We start from the raw sequence: 22,855 nt of genomic DNA, 5'->3' as shown, positions 1-22,855 counted from the left end.
GCTCAAAGGGACGAATCATGAAAAAAATACTAATACCTGTAACTAACCACGCAACACTAGGCAATACAGATCAAGCGAACGGTACTTACGCGCCTGAACTTACTCATGCACTGAAAGAGATCATTGCTGCGGGTTTTGAGTACGACATCGCTTCTATCAAAGGTGGCAAAGGCCCATTGTACGGAACCGATATTGAAGGGGATTCAGTAAACGCCGAGATCTTGGCTGATGATGACTTCCAGAACCGTATCAACAATACGATTCCAGTAAGCCAAATTAATGCAGAAAGCTACGATGCTATCTTCTACCCAGGTGGTTTCGGTTTGCTTTCTGACTTAGCAACCGACGAGCAATTCGCAGCTATTGCGGCTAAGCACTATGAAGATGGCGGCGTGATCGCATCTGTATGTCACGGCCCAGCTGCACTGCTTCCGATTGTTTTGAGCAACGGCGAGAAGCTATTAAGCTCTAAATCGGTGACTGGCTTTACTCGTGAAGAAGAGATCGACTTTGGCACCATCAACGACATTCCATTCCTACTGGAAGAGTCTCTTGCTCGCAGCGCAGCGCGTTTCAACAAGGTTCAACCTTGGCAAGAGCTTGTGATTGTTGATGAGCGAGTGATTACCGGTCAGAACCCAACCAGTGCGCACGCAGTAGGTGCAGCTCTGGTTAAGCATCTTTCTTAGTTAAATCAAGGGCTTATTCGAATAACTGGCGTTGATCAAATAAGCTCAATCAAACAAAAAGAGCATACTTCCTACTCAATATTATTGAGAGAAGTATGCTCTTTTCTAATTTTGTAACCACTAAGGTGTTAGTTACTTCTTGCTAGTTACTTCGCAAGATCCCTTCAAGCACATTGAACAACAAGTCGATCTCTTCAATCGAGTTGTAATGCATACAACCAATACGCACCACGCCCTGCTCTTCAATACCCAACTGTTTCACCAAACCTAATGCGTAGAAATGTCCGTTCCACACACAGATATTATGTTCACCCAACTTCTTGGCGATGAACTCTGGAGAGTGATTATCAAAGGTAATCGCAAACGTTGGCGTTCTTAGGTTCGAATCAAATTCGTTTTTCCCGTAAAGCTTTGCCCCTTCTAGATCAGACAAGCGTTTAAGGAAGTACTCACTGAGTTGGCTTTCATGCTTATTATAAAGCGCATAGCTTTGCTCTAAACGAGAACGCAATGAATCGGCGGGATCGCCTAACTGCGCCAAGTAATCTACCGCTGCAATCACACCGGCAAGGCCTTCGAAGCTTTGCGTACCTGTCTCAAATCGACCTGGGCCGATATTGGTTGCAGGCTCAACCTTGTAAGGCTTTAACGTGTGTAGCCATTGAGGCGCAACATAAGCAATGCCCACATGCGGGCCGAAGAACTTATACGCTGAACACGCTAAGAAATCACAATTCAGTTGCTGAACATCAATCAAGTGATGAGGTGCGTAATGCACGGCATCGACATAAACCTGCGCACCATGCTGATGTGCAAGCTCGATAACTTTCGCCATGTCGACAATCGAGCCTGTCGTGTTCGAAGCAAACGTCACCGCGACAAGCTTGGTTTTCTCGTTAAGCAGCGATTCAAAATGCGCCATATCCAAACTGCAATCCGACTCGTCTACACGAACTTGGCGAACAATCGCGCCTTTGTCGTCTGCCGCTTGCTGCCAGCTCGATACATTTGAGTAATGATCTAACGCCGTGACGATAACTTCATCGCCCTCTTTCCAATCGCGGCTGATCGCTCGGCTAAGTTGGAAGGTCAGAGATGTCATGTTCGCACCGAACACAACATTGCCAGAAGACTCCGCATTAAGCAGTGCTTGCGCCGCTTCTCGCACTTGCTGCATTAAGCTTGTGGTCTTTTGGCTAGAAAAATAGTGGCCACCTAGGTTTGAATTGAAATGCCCTAGGTATTCGGTCATTGAAGCTAAAACATTCTCAGGCACCTGAGATCCACCCGGACCATCAAAAAAGGTCACAGGCTTGCCGTTATGATATTGGCCTAAAGCACTAAACTGTTGGCGCACATCATTAAGAGTGAAGGACATTGCGCGCATCCTTAGCTGTTAGAACAAACACATCCATATAGCCCATCTCATCGTGGTCTATGGTGCGAATCGGTTGTGCATTGTGCCAAAGCTTACTGTCTGCCAACATCGCAACCTCGCCATCGCCTAACACCTTTCTAAAGAATGGCGCTTCATGTGAATCTTGATACAACATGATTTCACCACCCACAATGTTGTGACGGTTCACACCGATCAAAGCGATATGGTCAAAACCATCTTGGTGAACCCCTTCTGGAGCAACTTGTGTCTCTTCAAAAATAGCGGCAATGCGGATCTGATGGATTTCGATTTCTTGCCCGTCTTCAAGCCCGTTGGTTTCAATAAACAGTTCACACATTTCTTGCATGCCTTCACTGCCTAAAATATTCGCTTCAATCGGCTCGAACTGACGAACAACGTCACCTTGAAAGTGATTAATGTTTTCAGACTGAACAAAGTTATGTTTGTCTTGCTCAACGACTTGTCCATTACTGAATTGAACCACCGAGTATCTTCTCAATCGAAACTGGCCATCCGCATGCTCTGTGCTTGGTAGCTTAGAGAATGATGGTGACAACTCCTCAACCGCATGGTTACTGAGGTGGGTAATATGTAGGGTATTTTCGTGAGCATGTAACATCATCGACTCCTTAATGATTGTTAATTTACTTTCGATATTTAACGTTTTGTTTACATAAAGGATACTTGAAGATCTTGTCAAATCAACATTAAACAATCATTTATCCCGTCAGATTTAATAATTCAGACACTAAATCCAACCCGAAATCAAAAAGCAGTGTATAACACCAGAATAAAAGATGACCAACTCTTAAAACTAGCACACTCCACTAGCTAGTTATAAATCCCTATAAATTTAAATATAACGATATTATAAACTAGCAAGCTATGTTTCATATTGTGTCAGCCCTTTCGCTTCAATACGCCAGCCTCCTTGCATGAACTCAGGCACCACGCTCGCCATCATTCATTTCTATGCTTTTGCACAGCGAAATACGACCTACCTATCAGTTGCCAAGCTATTGATTATTTACACAACAAACTGAAATTGGTTAATTTATAAGTAAGCCAGAAACCAAACGCCTTTGCTTGCGCGTCTGGAACAGGTCGAGTTCGGGGGGAACTCGGCCGCCCCAAATCAATTTGCTTCCTTTCACACAGCGGTTCCACTGTTCTTTCAGTCACGAAAACGTCTGTCTCTATTAAGTTCCAGCAGAAAATGCCTATCGTTTGGTCAATAACACAACTGATTGGCGCCAATGCTCAGTTTCAAATGGAGTGCATCTAATCCAAATTGATGATGTGGTTTATGTGAAGTGTTTTAAATAGGTCAGAATAATGGAGATAACTTCAAGATAATCGGTGGGGTGATAATTGCTGTGTAGTTAGAGCAAGGCTTAATCGCTTAGTAAGCACATTGATTTTACGATCTTTAGCTAATACTTTAGTGCTCCAAAACGTAACTGGATCAATTTAACCCAATTGAAAGTACCCTCTTGTTTTCCTTAACTTTACTCACACCATAAAGTATCTATTTAAGGCCTTAGTTTACCTTGGGCTGATAAGTGTCTAGAAAAAAGATAAGCCAAAATGAGCTTCTCTTTTTACTTCTGTGGGAACATATTTTTGTGGAAAGTGCCAATTTGTAAGAGCAAAGTCAAATAGTTCAATAAATCAATGCACTACAATCCTCAATGCTGAATTCAAACGCTCTAGAATCAAACGATAATTTAAAGAGAGGTAAAAGTGCCTGAGAACCCTGAAACTTTTCAATACGTCAGTCTTAGTCTATCTCTAATTTTGCTAATGGTTATGTATAGGCTGTACTCAACATCTAAGAAACGAAAATACCTAGAAAGTGAGGTTACAAGAAAAGAGTCAATGCTTGCTGACAAGCCTATCGAGGAAATAATCTCGGATCTGCAGTCAAACATTGATGCTGTGAGAACTAAATTTAACGATGGTCAGCCAGTGTATTCCATGCTGACAGAAGAAATCCAAAAGAGTGATGAGAGATACAAGTACATCAAGGTAGGCCTGTTACCACCAACTTATAAGTTCGATGACAGCGAAGCGTTAAAAGAGAAGATTGCTGAGTGCGTTGAGAGTCAGTATCAAGTTATCAAGGCAGGTAACGCAACAGAGTCCTATTCGGATTGGACATGGATGGGAAGTCGTTCTGAAGGTAATAAAATGGTAAGAGCATATCAGGCTCTTCTACTTAGGGCGTTTAACTCAGAGTTCGACATGATTAGGAAAAAGATGCGTCACTCTAGTTACGACACAGCTTCAAATAAGCTTGATCGGTTAGAACAGCAACTTGCTAAATTGGGGGAAACTGCTCGCGTGAGCATCTCTTACCAGTATATGACACTAAAGCAAGATGAACTTAAAGTTTGGCATGATGAACAAATGCACAAAGAAGAGCAAAAAATCGCCAAAAAGAAACAACAAGCATTGCTTAGAGAGCAAAACAAACAATCGGGTAACAATGATACTGAAGAATTGGAAGACGATATTTACTATCGTAAATCCGATCTCTTAAAAGCTCAGAAAATTGCAAAGGAACTCCATGGTGGCAGCGCACTGGATATGGAGCAAAAAATGGCAACCATGCAAAAAGAGATTGAAAAGCTCGAGGCCAAGTTTGAGCGTGCTACATCTCAAGCCCAACTCACTCGTTCTGGATACATTTATGTCATTTCAAACATCGGTAGTTTTGGAGAGGAAGTCATAAAAATAGGTATGACCCGCCGTTTAGAGCCAATGGACCGTGTTGTTGAACTTGGTGATGCAAGCGTTCCTTTCAAGTTTGACGTACACACGCTCGCTTTCGTTGATGATGCGCCAACTGTTGAAAAAGAATTGCATAGGCGATTTACCAAATACAGAGTGAATAGTGAAAACCACCGAAAAGAGTTCTTTAAGGTATCTCCAGAGCAAGTAGAGGAAGCGATGGAAGAGCTTGGTATTGAGTCTGATTGGTACTTCGATGTAGAAGCAAAGGAGTATCGAGAAAGTTTGTTATTCAGGGAAGCTCTGAAAAAAGAGACAGTTAAAGCCGTACAAGTTTCCACACAACTGCCGCTATCAATTTAGGAGACAACCTTATGCAAATAGCATTTATCTTAGTCGCGTTAGTCGTGTTGGCGACAGTGCTTCTATTCCGTTATCGCTCGGACGTAGCAGTGCTTGAGAAAAAACATGCTGAGATTGAAAAATTGTATGCGCCAGCTTCCGAAAAGGAAGCTGAGTTTTCAACAATTAAAGAACAATATACAAGTCTCCAGCAACGTTATAAAGCAGGTCTAACGAAGCTACAAGCTCAAGAGATGCGAATTTCTCAGTACAATCTGGGAGTCGGTACCAGTGATTCGGTGTCGTATACCAATTTGACTAATACACGAAATTTGGAAGACATAGCAGAGTGCCTTGAAAATACTAAAGCTAAGCTAAAGTCGTTAGTAAGCGATAAAGAAGCTTGTATTTGTTCGATGGGAAGTGACGTGGCAGTTAATGGCAAAAAGTCAGAAGCTAAAAAACTGTTTAACCGCGAAATCAAACTCCGTTTACGTTGTCTGGATAATGAATTTAAAGCTGCGGCAGCAATTGTAGATTGGAACAACATCAATCGATTGATAGATAGAGCGCAGGCTGCTTTCGATGAAATTAATGCAAATGGTCAGTTAATTAAGACTCAATTGCAGAAGAAGTATCTTAATTTAAAAGTAGAAGAGCTCAGATTAGGATATGAGCACACACTCTTAAAGCAGCAAATTAAAGAAGAAGAACGTGAAGAGTTGCGTCTCGAACGGGAAGCTGAGCGTGAAAAAAAGAGAATAGAAGCAGCCGCTGAGAAAGCAGTAAAAGAACGTGAATTGATGGAGCGTTTAGTTGCGGCAGAACTAAGTAAGTTAGAGACGGCTACGCAAGAGCAAAAAGAGCTATATTCGTTGCATAAACAAGAGCTTGAAAAGTTACGTGACAAAGAGAAAAGAGCGGTGTCACTTGCACAGCAAACAAGAGCAGGTTACGTGTACGTTATTTCAAATAAGACCTCATTTGGGGATGAGATGATCAAGATAGGAATGACACGCCGCGCAGACCCCAATGACCGAGTTAAAGAACTCGGAGATGCATCAGTGCCAGAATTGTTTGATGTCCATGCATTTGCGTTTACTGAAGACGCACCAAGGTTTGAAAAGTTCCTTCATAACCAGTTTGCCGAAAAACGAGTAAATCTTGTTAATGGCCGTAAGGAGTTCTTCTTTGTTAGTGTGGAAGAAACCTTAGCAGCAATGAAGGAATATGACGGTAAATTCGAACTAAGTGAAATAACTTAAAGAGAGTCTTTTGTAAAATCCTGCTTTCAAGCAGGATTTTTTGCTTTTGTCGATAACTCCGACACGTCCGATGGTGGTCTTCAAAGCCTGCATGTCTTGTGCAAACTAAAACACACAAGCTTCTTCAAGATCGATGTCAAAATCAACGGGCGGTAGGTTGACTAAATGCTTGTTCGTTGTGTTTAGCAGTTCGACTTTCGCGGGCTTCCCTACTTCGCTTGTGTAGATAGTCGCTAAGTACAGCTTGTCTGAACGTTGGAACGCATCGTGAAAACTCACATCTTTATTTAACAAGCTGGCTAGCAATGGCTTGGTGACCGGAATGTAAGCCCACTTAATGCACTGGCCGTTGTCGTAATCCCCACTCCAATACACCATAAACCTTTGGGTGTTTTCATTCTTAACCGTGAAGCACTTCGGCCCTAAGACGTCTTGATACACTTCCAGTAGTTCCAATTTACCTAGCTGTGTGCCTGTTGGGAGTAAGTTCATTGCTCGTTCCTCATCTTTCTAACGTTGCCTATCAAACGTGCGTGCAATCTTATAATCAAATACTGTTTTTATATACAGTTATTTGATCATATTTTGATATGGCGGTTCGAAATCTAAAATGCGGCAGAAGCAATCCTTAAAGAAGACGGTAGTTTCACCGATCTTTCAGCCACGAAAACGTTTGTCTTCATTAAGTTCTAATCTAGAATTGCTCATTGGTTTTTATATTTATAAAACCAATGAGCTATACACATTACTTACTAGACATTGCAATTAACTTTAACCGTCATATTGCAGTTAGAGGTAAATGGTCATTACTTAAGCTGTTGCAAGTATTTATAAGCAGTAGGCTCAGAGATGTTTAATTTATTCGCTATTTTTCCAACAGCTCCCTTTAACAAAAATATCCCTTCATTATTTAGATCCGTAACAATAGCAATTTTGTCTTCCTTCGATAGTTCAGCTAGCATCACAGGGTAAGCTTCAATCACTTTATCGATACGAATATCAACCATCTCAGGGATACTAACTCCAATATGCTCATCAACACTATTGTCTTCCTCATTTGGCACATAACCAGCAAGAAACGAGTCAATAAATTTCTTAGCATTTAAAAACTGCTCTACAACCATGTTGATACACAAAGCACCAACAATTCTCTTATTCTCGTCACGAATATAAAGAGTTGCGCATTTTAACTTTTTTCCGTCTTTCGAAAGACCTACATAGTTGTATTCATAATCAACCGAATTATCTGTAGCGATTGATTTGACTACAAGGTTGGTCACAGGATCTCCAACCACCCTACCGCTTATATGTCCATTTCTAAGCTTGTATATGGATGACTCCATATCTCTAAGATCGTGTAACACTACTTCGACATTTTCTCCCAAAAAGTCAGCAAGCATATCAACAATCGGTTCATACGGGACTAAGTAGTTCATTAAATCGCTCCATTTCTTCATTTAATAAAAAATTATCACAAAAATTGATCCAATACATTAAATTATAAAAAATTATCCATTAATACCACTTTAGAGATCATAATCACTGTTTTGGTATAATTTTTTCTCCATAATCACTCCAAATTCAAGTGTTTGTATAATTAATTATTAATCACAATTACTAACAAGAGTGAAACATTATGTTAAAAAAGCTAGAGCCTTACCGCTCATCAATAGTCTTACTATTGGCGCTTATTATTGGCGCAATCTTTGGAATAACCGCACCAGAACTTGCACTTAAGGTAAAACCAATCGGTCAAATTTTTCTTAACCTTCTATTCATGGTCATCGTTCCTTTAGTTTCACTTAGTGTAATGTCTTCAATTGCGGGCATGACTGATTTAAAGAAACTTGGCAAGATTCTAGGCTTAGTACTGACGATTTCAATTGCAATGGCATTTTTCCCATCACTGGGAATTGTTGGTATCGCTCAGCTATTTGACCTATCTCAAGGTGTGACCATCGACTTAAGCCAAGAATTTACAGGCAGTGCTGGTGGCATGGATTTTGTCAGCATGTTTACGACCAATGACTTTGTGGGCTTATTATCTAAATCGAACATTCTTGCGCTTATTATCATGTCTGTACTGGCGGGAATTGCGATTAGCCAAGCCGGTGAGCAAGGTAAGAAAATTGCTGAGTTAGTTGATGCAGCTAACGCTATAGTGATGAACATCGTTGGCCTTATTATGAAACTCGCTCCTGTCGGCCTTGGCGCATTCTTTGCTGCAACAATGGCATCTCAAGACAGTTCAATCTTAGCTCCTCTTGCTACAGTTATCGGCCTACTCTGCGGATATATGGTCATTTATTACGCAGTTGGCGCAACTATCTACTCATACATCGGTGGTGGCACTAATGGCGTTAAGCAGTTCTGGAAATACGCAGCTGCCCCATCAATTACAGCGCTAGGCACATGTTCTTCTCTTGGCACTCTACCAGTCACTATCAAAGCGGCTGACAGCATGGGTATCAAAAAAGAAATATACGATATCTGTATCCCACTCTTCGTAAACCTTAATAAATCAGGCGTTGCTATTACTGCTGCAATCAAAGTGGTCTTTATCTACGCAGTTTTAGGGCTTCCATTTAGTTTTGATGTATTCGTTATGACCATGGTTATTGCTGTGCTATCGGCAATCATCATCGGTGGTGTTCCGGGCGGCGCTTTCTTAGGTGAGATTTTCATTGTCACTACGCTCGGCCTTCCACTTGAAGTAATTCCAGTACTCGTAGTAATCGGCACTATATGTGATGCGCCTGCAACAGTACTCAACGTTGTGCACGACATTAACGCAACACAAATCGTAGAACGCTTCATGGGTAAAGAAAAACAACCTCAAGAACTATCACAACCTGCTGAACAATTGGCATAGGATAAAAAAATGACTAGTAAACATATCGAAACAAAATTAGTTACCGCAGGTCGCAAACCTCGTTTTCAACAAGGTTCTGTAAACGCTGTCGTTCAACGTGCGTCTTCACTTGTTTTTAACAGTGTTAAAGAGAAGAAAGACGCAACAGCAAACCGTGCAAAAGGTGAATTATTCTATGGACGTCGCGGCACTCTGACTCACTTTTCTCTACAGGATGCTATGTGCGAGCTAGAAAATGGTGCGGGTTGCGCGCTATACCCATGTGGTGCAGCTGCCGTAACAAATTCTATATTGTCATTCGTCGCCTCGGGCGATCACGTTCTTATGACAGGTGCCGCTTATGAGCCAACTCAAGATTTCTGCAATATCATTCTTAAAGACATGGCTGTAGAAACAACATACTACGACCCAACAATTGGTTCTGAAATTGCTGATTTAGTAAAACCTAATACAAAAGTAGTTTTCTTAGAGTCACCTAGTTCAGTAACCATGGAAGTTCAAGACATTCCAGCTATTGTCAAAGCGGTTCGCGCTGTATCTGAAGATGTCATTATTATGATCGACAACACTTGGGCTGCAGGCATTCTATTTCCTGCACTGGAATTCGGTATCGATATCTCAATTCAAGCTGGCACTAAATACATCGTTGGCCACTCAGACGCAATGCTGGGTACGGCCGTAAGCAACGAGCGTTGTTGGGATCGTTTACGTGAGCGTTCTTACCTAATGGGTCAGATGGTTGATGCAGACACAGCTTACACCGCTTCACGTGGTTTACGTACTATGGGAATTCGTTTAGCTCAACACGAGAAAGCTAGTATCGAAGTGGCTAAATGGTTAACGGAGCGCCCAGAAGTTGCAACAGTTAACCATCCTGCACTACCAAGCTGTAAAGGTCATGAATTCTACGTTCGCGATTTCAAAGGCTGTAATGGTCTATTCAGCTTCGTCCTAAATAAGAGACTCAGCCAAGAAGAACTTGAAGAATATTTAGACAATTTTAAGCATTTCTCAATGGCATATTCATGGGGCGGTTACGAGTCGTTGATTCTTGCTAATCAACCTGAAGAGCTGAATGCTATTCGCCCTGCAAACCCTGTTGATTTTGAAGGTACTTTAGTACGAATCCATGTAGGTCTCGAAAACGTATCCGATCTTATTGAAGATCTAGAAAACGGCTTCACGCGCATTTATTAATTATTTTTCACATCATCACACGATGATATTTTGGAGTTTTCATGGAAATTGTATTCTCGACACAAGCACCTGCAGCAGTTGGCCCTTTTTCTCAGGCTATCAAGTCTAACGGTATGCTTTACCTTTCTGGTCAGCTACCTCTAGACCCAGAAACAATGAAGTTTTCTGCTAGTAACGTGACGGGGCAAGCTGAGCAAATTTTCCGTAATATTAGTTCCGTTATTGCGGAAGCTGGCTGCGAAAAAGAGAGCATTGTTAAAACAACGGTGTTCTTGTCTGATATGAATAATTTTGCAGAGTTCAATGCCGCTTACTCTGAGTTTTTTGGCGAACATAAACCAGCTCGTTCATGCGTAGAGGTTGCTCGTTTACCATTAGATGCTCTAGTAGAAATAGAATTGATCGCTGAGCTTTAATTACTATTGATAACAGGCCGTTCGATAAAAGCCTCGCAAATGCGAGGCTTTTTCAATCTAGCAGTCTGCTTTAGACCATGCCAACACAAGTAACTCGACAACAAAGTATAGTCTTACACCCTTACATTCTAAACTTTTTTGATTTCGGCCACTATCACCGAAATGAATCATTATATGTATATATAATATTGGGGATCACTTAACCCATTAATAACTCCCCTCCCCTTGATGTCTCTAAGTTCCTAAAAATAGCTTATGTTCTAACCTATAACGATTAATTACACTTCAGCCCTTGTTTACACTTTTATTGCCTCCATATTTTCCATACAATCCTAAGCGATTATAAATAAAAACAATTTCAATTTCGGAGTCCTCATGAGCGACGTAAAGCACTGTAATTTATTGATTCTTGGTTCTGGCCCTGCTGGCTATACAGCTGCAGTTTACGCTGCTCGTGCAAACCTAAACCCAGTACTGGTTACCGGTATGCAGCAAGGTGGTCAGCTTACAACCACAACTGAAGTAGAAAACTGGCCGGGTGATGCTGAAGGTTTAACGGGTCCAGCACTGATGGATCGCATGAAAGAGCACGCAGAGCGCTTTGAAACAGAGATCCTGTTCGACCATATTAACGAAGTCGACCTTTCAAACCGCCCTTTCCGTCTTAAAGGCGATTCAGGCGAGTACACGTGTGATGCATTGATCATCTCTACGGGTGCATCGGCTAAGTACTTAGGTTTAGATTCTGAAGAAGCATTCAAAGGCCGCGGCGTTTCTGCTTGTGCAACGTGTGACGGTTTCTTCTACCGCAACCAGAAAGTAGCGGTTGTCGGTGGTGGTAACACGGCTGTTGAAGAAGCACTTTACCTATCTAACATCGCATCTGAAGTTCATCTAGTTCACCGCCGTGACACGTTCCGCGCTGAAAAGATCCTAGTGAAGCGTTTAATGGACAAAGTAGAGAACGGCAACATTGTTCTTCACACTGATCGCACGCTAGACGAAGTTCTAGGCGACGACATGGGCGTAACGGGCGTTCGCATTAAAGATACTCAGTCTGATAAAACGGAAGACATCGAAGTAATGGGCGCATTCATTGCTATCGGTCACCAACCAAACACTGAAATCTTCAAAGGCCAAGTTGATATGAAAGATGACTACATCATCGTTCAGTCTGGTCTTGAAGGTAACGCGACACAGACAAGCATCCCTGGCGTATTCGCTGCGGGTGACGTAATGGACCACAACTACCGCCAAGCAATCACTTCTGCTGGTACAGGTTGTATGGCTGCACTGGATGCTGAACGCTTCCTAGATGGCCTTAACGATAAGTAAATCTGAGATTGCAGATTTAAATATCGAAGCCCTCACCTCAGTAGATGCAGGGCGTCATCACATTTTGTTGTAAATCCCTAGAGCCCAGTGGTATATCCACTGGGCTTTCTTTTGTATACTAGCCGCCCTCAACAAATAATAATTATCATTAAGCCTTCATAATGGATAAGAAAAAACAACGCAGCTTGAACAAGTGGCTTAAGCAACAGAGTAAGTTAGCGAAACGCTGGCTTATGATTGCGATTAGCCTTGGCGTACTTTCAAGCGTGTTCTTAATTGCTCAAGCAGCTCTTCTCGCCTCTATTCTTCACCAGCTGATCATCGAGAATGTCGATAAATCTGAACTGGTTGGTCATTTCGCAGGCTTGGCATTATCGGTCGTTGGCCGTGCTGGCTGTACATGGGGACGTGAAATCGCAGGTTATCGCTGTGGTGAACAGATCCGTGTCTACATAAGGCAACTCATCCTAGATAAATTACGTGAGTTAGGCCCTGCTTACATTAAAGGTAAACCTGCCGGTACGTGGGCAACGCTGTTGCTAGAACAAGTAGAAGACATGCAAGACTTCTTCTCTCGTTACTTACCTCAGATGTCTTTATCGGTAATGATTCCATTCATTATTTTGGTTGTGGTGTTCCCAGTCAACTGGGCAGCAGGACTGATCTTCTTGATTACGGCTCCACTGGTACCGATGTTCATGGCACTTGTGGGTATGAAAGCCGCCGATGCGAACCGTAAAAACTTCAAAGCGCTGCAGCGTCTTTCAGGTCACTTTTACGACCGTTTGCAGTCAATGACGACCATTCGTCTATTTGACCGCACCAACGCTGAAACAGAAGTATTGAAAGGTGCATCTGAAGTGTTCAGAACGCGCACCATGGATGTGTTGAAAATCGCTTTCTTGTCTTCTGCGGTACTTGAGTTCTTCACGTCGATCTCTATCGCGATGACCGCGGTTTACTTTGGTTTCACCTACATCGGTGAGCTGAACTTTGGTCACTACGGTGCAGGCATTACGCTATTCGCTGGTTTGTTTATCCTTATCTTAGCGCCAGAGTTTTACCAACCTCTACGTGACTTAGGTACTTTCTACCACGCGAAGCAACAAGCGGTTGGCGCAGCCGAAAGTATTGTCGAGTTCCTAGAAACCGACATCACTAAGGTTAAATCAGGCAACACTCAACTCGATTCAGCTCAAGGCATCAATATTGAAGCTACCGACCTAAAAGTGTTAAGCCCTGAAGGTGTTCAATTAGTTGGTCCTATCTCGTTCGCACTGAACACTCGCCAATCGACTGCGTTAGTTGGCCCAAGTGGTGCGGGTAAAACGAGTTTGATCAACGCTATTCTTGGTTTCATGCCTTATGAAGGAAGCTTGAAAATCAATGGTATTGAATTGCGTGACCTCGACTTAGCCTCTTGGCGTAAAACCATTAGCTGGGTTGGTCAAAACCCATTGTTGTTGCACGGCAGCATTCGTGACAACGTCACTCTCGGTAAGCACGATATCGCTGACCAAGTTGTCGAGAATGCACTTGAGCAATCATTTGCTAGCGAATTTGTAAACGAGCACGGCTTGGATTACATGATTTCTGATCGCTCTGGCGGCCTGTCTGTTGGCCAATCTCAACGTTTGGCTCTGGCTCGCGCAATGATTCAAGACGGTCAGTTCTGGTTATTAGATGAACCAACAGCCAGCCTAGATACTCGTAGCGAACAGTTAGTGATGAAAGGCATCAATAGCAACATTGAAAGCCGCACTGCCCTACTTGTGACGCACCAACTCGCTCCTCTTAAATCGGTCGATAATATTCTGGTGATGCGCGATGGTGGTCTGGTTGAACAAGGTCATTACTCTCAGCTTTCAACTGCGGGTGGTTTGTTCGAAGAGATGCTGAACGCGAACTTAGCTCAACAAGATAATAAGGGTAATTTAGATGCGTGATTTACTGCCTTACCTGAAACTCTATAAAAAGCATTGGTTTGGCCTATCGCTAGGCATGCTATTGGCTTTCGCTACTCTGTCGGCTTCTATCGGCTTGTTAACGCTATCAGGCTGGTTCATTTCAGCTTCTGCGGTTGCAGGCCTTACGATTGCACGTGAAACCTTCAACTACATGCTGCCGGGCGGCGGTGTACGTGGTTTGGCAATGAGCCGTACTGCGGGTCGTTGGGGTGAACGTGTTGTCAGCCACAATGCAACATTCAAACTGTTAACTGATTTACGTATCTTCTTCTTCAAGAAGCTGGCTCCGCTGATCCCAGGTCGTATCTCAAACCTTCGTGACGCAGACTTACTGAACCGTTTGGTTGCTGATGTTGACGCCATGGATCACGTGTACTTACGTTTAGTAAGCCCAGTGACGGTTGGTGTGTTCGGGATTTTCTTCCTGACTCTGTTCTTAATGTGGTTCGATAGCTCACTAGGTTTAATCTTAGGTTCTATCCTTCTGATCATGCTGTTGGTTTGGCCAATCTTGTTCTACAAATTGGGCAAGCGTAACGGTGGTGAGCTGACACAGAACAAAGCGGATCTTCGTGTGACTACGCTAGATTGGATTGAAGGCTACAGCGAGCTAACTCTGTTCGGTGCTGAAGAGCGTTACCGTAATGCAATTCTAGAAACGCAACGCAAGCTGATGGCGAATCAGTTTGTAAACGCTAACCTAACCGGTATGGCGTCAGCTGCGCTAATGCTGTTCAACGGTTTGACGCTTGTTCTTATGCTTTGGCTTGCTGCTGACGGTGTAGGTGGTAATGCACCAGACCCGTTCATCGCGCTAATGGCATTCGCAACCATGGCAAGTTTTGAACTGCTGATGCCTATTGCGGGCGCGTTCCAGCATTTAGGTCAAACTCTGTCTTCTGCTCGTCGCTTGAACGAAGTTATTTTGTCGGAGCCTGAAGTTCAGTTCGCTGAAGAGAAGCTCGACATCAACAAGCCGCTTGATATTACGTTCTCAAACGTGACGTTCAACTACCCTGATTCTGAGCGTAGTGTTCTGAACGCTGTTGACCTAACGATCCCTGCCACGCACAAGGTTGCGATTGTTGGTCAAACGGGTTCTGGCAAATCTACTCTGATTCAACTACTGACTCGCTACTGGGATCCTCAAAAGGGCTACATCTCAATCGCGGGTATTGAACTGACGCAGTGGAATGAATCTCAGCTTCGTGAATCAATCAGTGTAGTAAGCCAACGTGTCGACATTCTAAATGGTACTTTGCGTGACAACTTGTTGATTGCAAGACCAGAAGCTACCGATGATCACTTAGCTAATATCCTAAAAGACGTTGGTCTAGAAAAGCTGCTTGAGAATAACGCGCTTGATAGCTGGTTAGGTGATGGTGGTCGTCAACTGTCTGGTGGTGAGAAGCGCCGTATTGGCATCGCACGCGCGATTCTTCATGATGCTCCTATCCTGCTTCTCGATGAGCCAACAGAAGGCTTAGATAAGCAAACAGAACACAGCATCATGACACTGTTCGAGAAGCACTTTGAAGGGAAGACGGTTATCTTCATTACACACCGTTTGATTGGTCTAGAGTCGATGGATTCTATCGTTCTGATTGAACAAGGCGAGATTGTTGAGCACGGTTCTCATGAATCGCTGTTAAACGAAGCAGGACGTTATTTCCAACTTCGTCAGGCAATCTAGCTCCTCATAAGTTATAAAGAAAACCATTCAAAGCCCGAGTTTATACTCGGGCTTTTTTGTGTCTGTGATTCTAGTATCGAGCAACCATTCCCCCTAAACAGTTGTTCATGTGCTGATTAGTTTTACCCTTTCCTACAAAAACTTACCATTTATAAAGCAACGAGTTGCGCATAATTCAAGTCGTAGCACATTACTATGATCATCTTTCTAGGATAATACGTATCGATCAACCTCATGGAATAACCTCCCCCTACAATAATGGAGAACAGTGTATGTCTTTACGATTAATCGCAACAACGATAGCGCTTGTAGGTGCTAGCTTTACCGCTCAAGCGAGCTCGGAATGTGAAGTATCGATTGATGCTAGTGATCAAATGAAATTTTCAACTGACACATTAAGCGTTCCAGCGAGCTGTAAAGAAGTGAAGCTGACGCTAAACCATACTGGCTCTATGCCAGCCCAATCAATGGGTCACAACGTCGTTATAACAGACACTGCGTCGCTACAAGCAGTGGGTATCGATGGTATGTCGGCAGGTATCGACAATAACTACGTAAAACCTGACGACAGCCGCGTTTACGCCTTCACTCGTGTTATAGGTGGTGGCGAGTCAACCTCAATCACTTTCAGCACAGAGAAAATGACAGCCGGTGGCGATTACTCTTTCCTATGTTCATTCCCGGGCCACTGGGCAATCATGAAGGGCAAGTTTGAGTTTAAATAACTCGACATTCAAAGAAAATCCGGGCCTTTGCTCGGATTTTCATTTCATACCAGCGAACAAGATTATACAATACACCAAGCTGTTAACTGCTAGTGTATTATGAATCGATTCTTACTTAACAATATTGGAGATAGAGACCATAAGACTATTTATAGTCCTCTGTCTAAACATGCCATATTTGATTGTTCACCTACCCAATTAGGTTGGGAGCACTACAAAGATATCCATATTGGCGACCACGTTTTTATTATTGATTCATTTAGGCAAGTATCAAAAGAATTTAGAGTGACTATGATAGCCGATGAGGTTGCTTTGAAAGGCGATTGTTGGGGGAGTTTGAATCAGTTACGGGTGGTGATGCTAGAGTACTATTTGGTGTTTTAGTCTCAGAACCTAAAGTAGCTTATGGTGATTTCGTATTAGAGCATTCCGTTAAATACGGAAAAAAGTTTAACCCTGCGACAGGGAAACTTACCTCCCCTGGGTTTAATTGCTGCGCGTTTTAATGACTAATTTTAAAAAGCCCCAACCTAGGTCGGGGCTTTGTTATATTGGCTTCGATTACAGCTTGAAGCGGCTGATTTCGCTTTCTAGCTCGTGAGACAGTTCAGACAGCTGAGCAGCTTGCTCTGCAGCTTGGTGCGCTTCGTCTGCTAGCTCGTTAGATACGTCACGGATTCCCTCAGTGTTACGAGTAATCTCAGACGTTACTGACGCTTGCTCTTCTGCAGCAGAAGCAATCTGTGTTGCCATGTCGCTAATGCGTTCAACAGCAGCGTGGATTTGCGTTAGGCTTGCAGCCGCTGAGTTCGCGTCATCAACACTGGTTTCAGCAAGACTACGGCTATCGTTCATGATGCTAACCGCTTTGCCTGTTGTACCTTGTAGCAACTCAATAGTTTGCTGAATCTCTTGCGTTGAACCGTGTGTTCGTTGGCTCAGAACTCGAACTTCATCCGCTACAACCGCGAAACCACGACCTTGTTCACCGGCACGTGCTGCTTCAATAGCGGCGTTAAGTGCAAGTAAGTTCGTTTGTTCTGCAATACCTTGAATGTTAGACAAGATAGCGTTGATGCTGTTGCCGTGCTCTTCAAGTTCTAGGATCACGTTAGTTGCGATTTGAACTTCTTGAGCAAGGTTTTGGATAGAGCTTTGAGTCTGTGTCACTTGACCAGTACCATGCTCACACGCGCCAACCGCTTCAGATGAGTTCTGTGCAGTGTGGTCAGCGTTACCCGCGATCTCTTGTGTTGCTGCAGCCATTTCGTTAACGGCTGTTGCTACCATGTTGATCTCGTCTTGTTGCATTTGGATACGAGCACTACGTTCTTCAGCTTGAGAAGCCGTCTGACGTGCTTGGTTACCTAGCGCAGCAGATACTTCGCTTAGCTTGATCACCATAGTGTGCATGTTGCCTACAAAACGGTTGAAGTTTTCAGCAAGCTTACCAATCTCGTCATCGCTCTTAGGCTCAAGACGTTGAGTAAGGTCGCCCTCACCTGAAGCAATTTCTTCAAGTGCCGCTGAAACACGGTTCAAATCACGGAATAGGAAGCTCACTAACCAAGACACTAATACGATTACGATTAACGTAATAATGACCGCCGTTGTGATCAACTGAGTAAGTAGTGTTGAGTGGTTCGCTTCTTCTGTTGCTTTGTCCATCTGAACCGCGAAGATCCAGTTAGTGTTAGGCACCTTCGTGAAGTAAAGCAGCTTCTCAGCGCCACGTTCTTTGATGATCTCGATGCTACCCGTACGCACTGCGTTTTCGATGATAGGCATAGAGATGTCGTTTGAAAGCTGGCTTACCGGCTTCAGGCTCAGTGCAGAATCTGGGTGTGCTAGGAATGTGCCGTCAGAGGCATCAATTAGCATTGCGTAAGCGTTGTCACCAACATCAAGGCTGATTACATCGTTAACCAATTGGTCGATAAGTACGTCTGCACCCACTACACCAACAAGTTTGCCGTTATGACGCACAGGTTCTGCAATCGTTACTAGCAATGCTTTGGTGATCGCATCTTGGTAAGCCGTTGTTATGATTTGCTTACCTGCAGCGTTTGCTTCTTGGTACCAAGGACGTTGACGAGGATCGTAACCAGCGCGATTACGTTCAGGGTGTGAACGGTACATTCCGCCTTCTGGAGTACCTAAAAAGATATCGTCAAAGCCACCCGCTACACGAGCTTGCTTAAGGAAAGGAACAACATCATCCTCTCGTGAAAAGTCATTAAATGCAGATGCGATATCGGTACGGATATCAATCCAGTTTTTAATACCTTCAGATGCTGCTTCTGATACGCTTTCAGCTCGCAGGTATACGCCGTTACGAGTCTGTTCAAATAATTGGTTTGCTGATAACCAAGTTAACGCTGTTGCCATAACGACAACAGCAGATAGGCTAGCACCTATTAACTTCTGCTTAAGTGTTAGTTTCATGTCAAAGTTTCACGAGTAGTGGGAAATCTCGCGCATACTACCCAATATCAGTATTAAATTCGAGCGATTTTATAATTTAATAACGTAATATAATTTTAAGCAAACCATTGGCTTATCGAATGTCAATTACTTGGCTAATCGCCAAATTTAAGACGTTATTTTGAAGGTAATTTCATCGAAATATACTGTTCTCTAGACTGTAAAATAGATACAAAAAAGGCAGGAGAGTTTCCTCTTCTGCCTTTCTTTTTACTTTATATTCGACTTCAACCAAATGGAAAGTCGATTAACGATCAGTCTATCGCTTCTCGGTGCGCATACCCATTAGCAAGCTAACACACATCAGTAATAGAATGATGGTGAATGGCAATGCCGTAGAGATTGCGCCCGCTTGTAGAGCTTGTACTGCTTCAGTACCGCCAACCCACAATAGAGCTACTGCAATTGCACCTTCAAGGAACGCCCAGAACACACGCTGAGGCACTGGCGTATCAACTTTACCACCTGCGGTGATGCTGTCGATTACTAGAGAGCCTGAGTCAGACGATGTAATGAAGAATACTAGAACTAAGATAACCGCAATGATTGATAGCAGCGTACCGAACGGTAGAGCATCAAACATTTGGAACATCGCTAGTGATACATCAGTCAAACCATCTTGACCAAGGATACCAACGTTATTCACTATTTGGTCAATCGCCATGCCACCAAATACTGACATCCAAATGATAGTAACAGTCGTTGGAACAATCAGAACCGCTGTGATGAACTCACGAACCGTACGACCTTTAGAAACACGCGCGATAAACATACCTACGAATGGTGACCATGAAATCCACCAAGCCCAGTAGAATACCGTCCAACCGTGCATCCACGCTTCATCTTCACGACCATGAGGGTTACTCAAAGGAATGATGTTTTCAACGTATGCCATAAAGGTTGTTGGGATAGAACCTAAACTCACCGCATAGCCGATTAGAGCCACTAAGATAAGCAGTAGGAAAGCAACCAACATGTTGATGTTACTGATAACTTTAACGCCGCCATCAATACCGCGAAGCACTGACACGACCGCTAATAACGTTACTACGGTTATAACAACAACTTGTAACCCTAAGCCAGCCTCGATTCCGAAGACATGTTGAATACCACTTGCTGCTTGTTGTGCACCTAAGCCCAGCGACGTCGCCAAACCAAACAGCGTTGCAAGAACCGCCAGAATATCAACAATGTGACCAGCCCAACCCCATGCTCTATCACCCAAGATTGGGTAGAAAATAGAACGAATAGAAAGAGGCAATCCCTTGTTGTAAGAGAAAAACGCAAGTGACAGTGCTACTACGCCATAAATCGCCCAAGGGTGTAGACCCCAGTGATACATGGTTGCACCTAGCGCTAACTTAGCAGCTTCTGGTGTATTTGGTTCAACACCTAACGGAGTTTCAAACCAACCCGTGAAGTAAGCCGCTGGCTCAGCCACACTCCAGAACATCAAGCCGATACCCATACCTGCGGCAAACAGCATCGATAGCCAAGAGAAGAATGAGTAATCTGCCGTCGCATCAACACCACCAAGGCGGATTTTACCATACGGAGAAACAATTAAGCCTAAGCAGAAAACAACGAAAACGTTACCCGACCAAATGAAAAGCCAATCAAACGAATTGATGATCTGGCCTTTAACGCCATCTAGTGCTGCCTTTGCTGAAGCGGTATCTGTAATCAGAATACCGATCAGGAACAAAGCAATAAGTCCTGCACTGATACCAAATACTGGGTTATGAACATCAAAACCCCATTTTTGGACGTTATCTTGACCGACAGTGTAATCCGTACTGTCGATACTGTATTTATCTATACCTTTAGTCATTATCCCTCTCTACGGAATACTAATAGGGTCTATTGACCTCGTATTCCTTACTTACCTGCGACTTAATCACAAACTCGAACATACAATCCAAGTAGTACAAGCTGTTGTCACAATAATTCAAATACTTGGATGTCTGAAGTTTAGCAGGTTAACTTATTGTTTTCAGTAAACCAGAATCGGTTCGATTAATTTTCCAACAAAATTCACGAAATCACTTAAGTATATGACGAAAAAAAGGCCGACCCTGTCGACCTTTATTCAGAAAATACTTTTAGCTCAAAGCATTTTGCTGGTTAACTAATTGATTTTCAGTTCGTAAACCTAACAATAAGCTTAGGCACATAAGCAATAATATGAACGCAAATGGTAGCGCCATTGATACCGTTCCAGCTTGCAGTGCTTGAATGGATTCCGTACCGCCAACCCACAATAGAACGGCTGCAATCGCACCGCCCATCAACGCCCAAAATACACGTTGAGGAACAGGAGCATCCACTTTACCGCCAGAAGTAATGCTGTCGATAACTAATGAGCCTGAATCTGACGAGGTGATGAAGAACACCATAATCAAACCAATCGATACTACAGAAAGCATAGAACTCATTGGCAGCGCATCATAAGTGTGGAATAGAGAAAGCGTAATATCTTGCAAACCATTCACGCCTATCTCACCCACCTTGTTCGCCACTTGATCAATCGCGATACCCCCGAAAATAGCCATCCAGATGATGATTACTGTCGTTGGGATGAACAATACAGCGACGATGAATTCACGAATAGTACGACCTTTAGAGATACGAGCGATGAACATGCCTACGAATGGTGACCATGACATCCACCATGCCCAGTAGAATACCGTCCAACCCTGCATCCAGGTTTCATCGTCACGACCATGAGGATTACTTAGAGGAATAAAGTTTTCAATGTAACCCATTAGCGCGGTTGGGATTGCTTTAATACCCGCCATACCACCAGCAATCGTCACAAAGATAAGTAAACCCAAAGCAACCAACATATTGATGTTACTCAGAACCTTTACACCACCGTTAATGCCGCGAATGACTGACATTGTTGCTAAGAAAGTAACCACTGCGATAACAACTAACTGCATGCCAATACCACCATCGGTACCAAACACATGGTTAATACCACTGGTCGCTTGTTGTGCGCCTAGGCCCAATGATGTTGCAAGGCCAAATAGTGTTGCCAATACCGCAACGATATCAACAATATGACCAAACCAACCCCAAGTTCTATCACCTAATAGTGGGTAGAAGATTGAGCGAATAGAAAGCGGTAAGCCTTTATTGAATGTGAAGAAAGCGAGGGCTAGAGCAACAACAGCGTAAATCGACCAACCGTGAAGACCCCAGTTGTAGATGGTTGCACCTAATGCCAACTTAGCTGCTTCAGGAGAATAAGCTTCAACACCGAGCGGTGTTTCATACCAACCTGTGAAGTAAGCGACGGGTTCAGCTACACCCCAGAACATCAGGCCAATACCCATTCCTGCGGCGAATAACATCGACATCCAAGACAGGTTAGAGTGCTCTGCTTTGGCATCATTGCCACCAATACGTATCTTGCCATACGGGGAGACAATGAGGGCAAAACAGAAGATAACGAAGATGTTAGCTGCCCACATGAAGAAACCATCGAAGTTACCGATGACTTTCCATTTGATTCCATCCAGTGCCGCTTTTGCGGTTTCTGGATCTGCGACTAGAAGTGCAACCAAGAAGACAATGATCGCTCCTGCACTGATTCCAAATACCGGGTTGTGAACATCAAAACCCCATTTCTGAACGTTATCTTGTCCTACTGTATAATCGGTATTTTCAATACTATACCTATCTTTTACAGGCTCCATGCTTCCTCTCTAATTGGTAGCGCACAGTTTGCAACAT

General features: G+C 43.4%; 17 protein-coding genes. 10 read left to right on the top strand and 7 right to left on the bottom strand.

Annotation, left to right across the window (positions count from 1 at the left end):
* Nucleotides 1-17: 17 nt before the first annotated feature.
* Nucleotides 18-689 carry a type 1 glutamine amidotransferase domain-containing protein gene (locus NX845_RS16350; RefSeq protein WP_260256993.1) on the top strand — a complete coding sequence of 224 codons (672 nt, stop codon included), beginning with the start codon at nt 18-20 and terminating at the stop codon, nt 687-689.
* A gap of 142 nt (nt 690-831) precedes the next feature.
* Here NX845_RS16350 and NX845_RS16345 read toward each other — a convergent pair whose 3' ends face one another.
* The gene (locus NX845_RS16345) at nt 832-2,067 is read right to left on the bottom strand and encodes a cysteine desulfurase-like protein (RefSeq protein WP_260256992.1); all 1,236 of its coding nucleotides are present in this window, start codon (nt 2,065-2,067) and stop codon (nt 832-834) included.
* On the bottom strand, nt 2,051-2,707 hold the full coding sequence (locus NX845_RS16340) for a 2OG-Fe dioxygenase family protein (protein WP_029223539.1): 657 nt from the start codon (nt 2,705-2,707) through the stop codon (nt 2,051-2,053). The genes NX845_RS16345 and NX845_RS16340 overlap by 17 nt, the downstream gene beginning before the upstream one ends.
* Nucleotides 2,708-3,966: 1,259 nt before the next feature.
* Here NX845_RS16340 and NX845_RS16335 point away from each other — a divergent pair.
* Nucleotides 3,967-5,184 carry a DUF4041 domain-containing protein gene (locus NX845_RS16335; RefSeq protein WP_260256991.1) on the top strand — a complete coding sequence of 406 codons (1,218 nt, stop codon included), beginning with the start codon at nt 3,967-3,969 and terminating at the stop codon, nt 5,182-5,184.
* Nucleotides 5,185-5,195: 11 nt separating this feature from the next.
* On the top strand, nt 5,196-6,428 hold the full coding sequence (locus tag NX845_RS16330) for a DUF4041 domain-containing protein (protein ID WP_260256990.1): 1,233 nt from the start codon (nt 5,196-5,198) through the stop codon (nt 6,426-6,428).
* A 105-nt stretch (nt 6,429-6,533) separates the two neighbouring features.
* Here the strand turns inward: NX845_RS16330 and NX845_RS16325 are convergent, their stop codons facing one another.
* Nucleotides 6,534-6,920: a DUF6575 domain-containing protein gene (locus NX845_RS16325; protein WP_260256989.1), complete on the bottom strand. Its 387-nt coding sequence runs from the start codon at nt 6,918-6,920 to the stop codon at nt 6,534-6,536.
* 314 nt (nt 6,921-7,234) lie between these two features.
* Complete coding sequence (locus NX845_RS16320) at nt 7,235-7,864, bottom strand: transcriptional regulator (protein WP_260256988.1); 630 nt, start codon at nt 7,862-7,864, stop codon at nt 7,235-7,237.
* Between the two features lie 200 nt (nt 7,865-8,064).
* On the opposite strand from NX845_RS16320, the gene NX845_RS16315 reads away from it, so the two are divergent.
* The 7 genes from NX845_RS16315 to azu all read left to right on the top strand — a co-directional run bounded on the left by NX845_RS16315 (nt 8,065) and on the right by azu (nt 16,633).
* Nucleotides 8,065-9,300, top strand: a complete 1,236-nt coding sequence (locus tag NX845_RS16315) for a dicarboxylate/amino acid:cation symporter (protein ID WP_260256987.1) — start codon at nt 8,065-8,067, stop codon at nt 9,298-9,300.
* Nucleotides 9,301-9,309: 9 nt separating this feature from the next.
* Complete coding sequence (gene metC / locus NX845_RS16310; RefSeq protein ID WP_102447694.1) at nt 9,310-10,497, top strand: cystathionine beta-lyase; 1,188 nt, start codon at nt 9,310-9,312, stop codon at nt 10,495-10,497.
* Between the two features lie 41 nt (nt 10,498-10,538).
* Nucleotides 10,539-10,913, top strand: a complete 375-nt coding sequence (locus tag NX845_RS16305) for a RidA family protein (RefSeq protein ID WP_192888905.1) — start codon at nt 10,539-10,541, stop codon at nt 10,911-10,913.
* A gap of 375 nt (nt 10,914-11,288) precedes the next feature.
* Nucleotides 11,289-12,248, top strand: a complete 960-nt coding sequence (trxB, locus tag NX845_RS16300) for a thioredoxin-disulfide reductase (RefSeq protein WP_004733400.1) — start codon at nt 11,289-11,291, stop codon at nt 12,246-12,248.
* 161 nt (nt 12,249-12,409) lie between these two features.
* A complete protein-coding gene (locus tag NX845_RS16295; protein ID WP_004733399.1) occupies nt 12,410-14,194 on the top strand; it encodes a heme ABC transporter permease/ATP-binding protein CydD in 1,785 nt (594 codons plus the stop codon).
* Nucleotides 14,187-15,908 (top strand): heme ABC transporter ATP-binding protein/permease CydC, encoded by a 1,722-nt coding sequence (locus NX845_RS16290; protein WP_260256986.1) that lies wholly within the window; start codon nt 14,187-14,189, stop codon nt 15,906-15,908. The genes NX845_RS16295 and NX845_RS16290 overlap by 8 nt, the downstream gene beginning before the upstream one ends.
* A gap of 272 nt (nt 15,909-16,180) precedes the next feature.
* A complete protein-coding gene (gene azu / locus NX845_RS16285) occupies nt 16,181-16,633 on the top strand; it encodes an azurin (RefSeq protein WP_017063577.1) in 453 nt (150 codons plus the stop codon).
* A gap of 561 nt (nt 16,634-17,194) precedes the next feature.
* On the opposite strand, the gene NX845_RS16280 is transcribed toward azu, so the two are convergent.
* From NX845_RS16280 to NX845_RS16270, 3 genes are all read right to left on the bottom strand, one after another.
* Nucleotides 17,195-19,078: a methyl-accepting chemotaxis protein gene (locus NX845_RS16280; RefSeq protein WP_004733396.1), complete on the bottom strand. Its 1,884-nt coding sequence runs from the start codon at nt 19,076-19,078 to the stop codon at nt 17,195-17,197.
* A 298-nt stretch (nt 19,079-19,376) separates the two neighbouring features.
* Nucleotides 19,377-20,948: a BCCT family transporter gene (locus tag NX845_RS16275; protein ID WP_004733395.1), complete on the bottom strand. Its 1,572-nt coding sequence runs from the start codon at nt 20,946-20,948 to the stop codon at nt 19,377-19,379.
* A 271-nt stretch (nt 20,949-21,219) separates the two neighbouring features.
* Nucleotides 21,220-22,818 (bottom strand): BCCT family transporter, encoded by a 1,599-nt coding sequence (locus NX845_RS16270; RefSeq protein ID WP_004733394.1) that lies wholly within the window; start codon nt 22,816-22,818, stop codon nt 21,220-21,222.
* Between the last annotated feature and the right edge of the window lie 37 nt (nt 22,819-22,855).

Origin of the sequence: Vibrio sp. NC2, from assembly GCF_025195005.1 — a bacterium.
GTDB classification, from domain to species: Bacteria; Pseudomonadota; Gammaproteobacteria; order Enterobacterales; family Vibrionaceae; genus Vibrio; species Vibrio splendidus.
The sequence above is the reverse complement of the archived record's forward strand: the minus strand, read 5'-3'. Positions and strand labels throughout refer to the sequence as shown.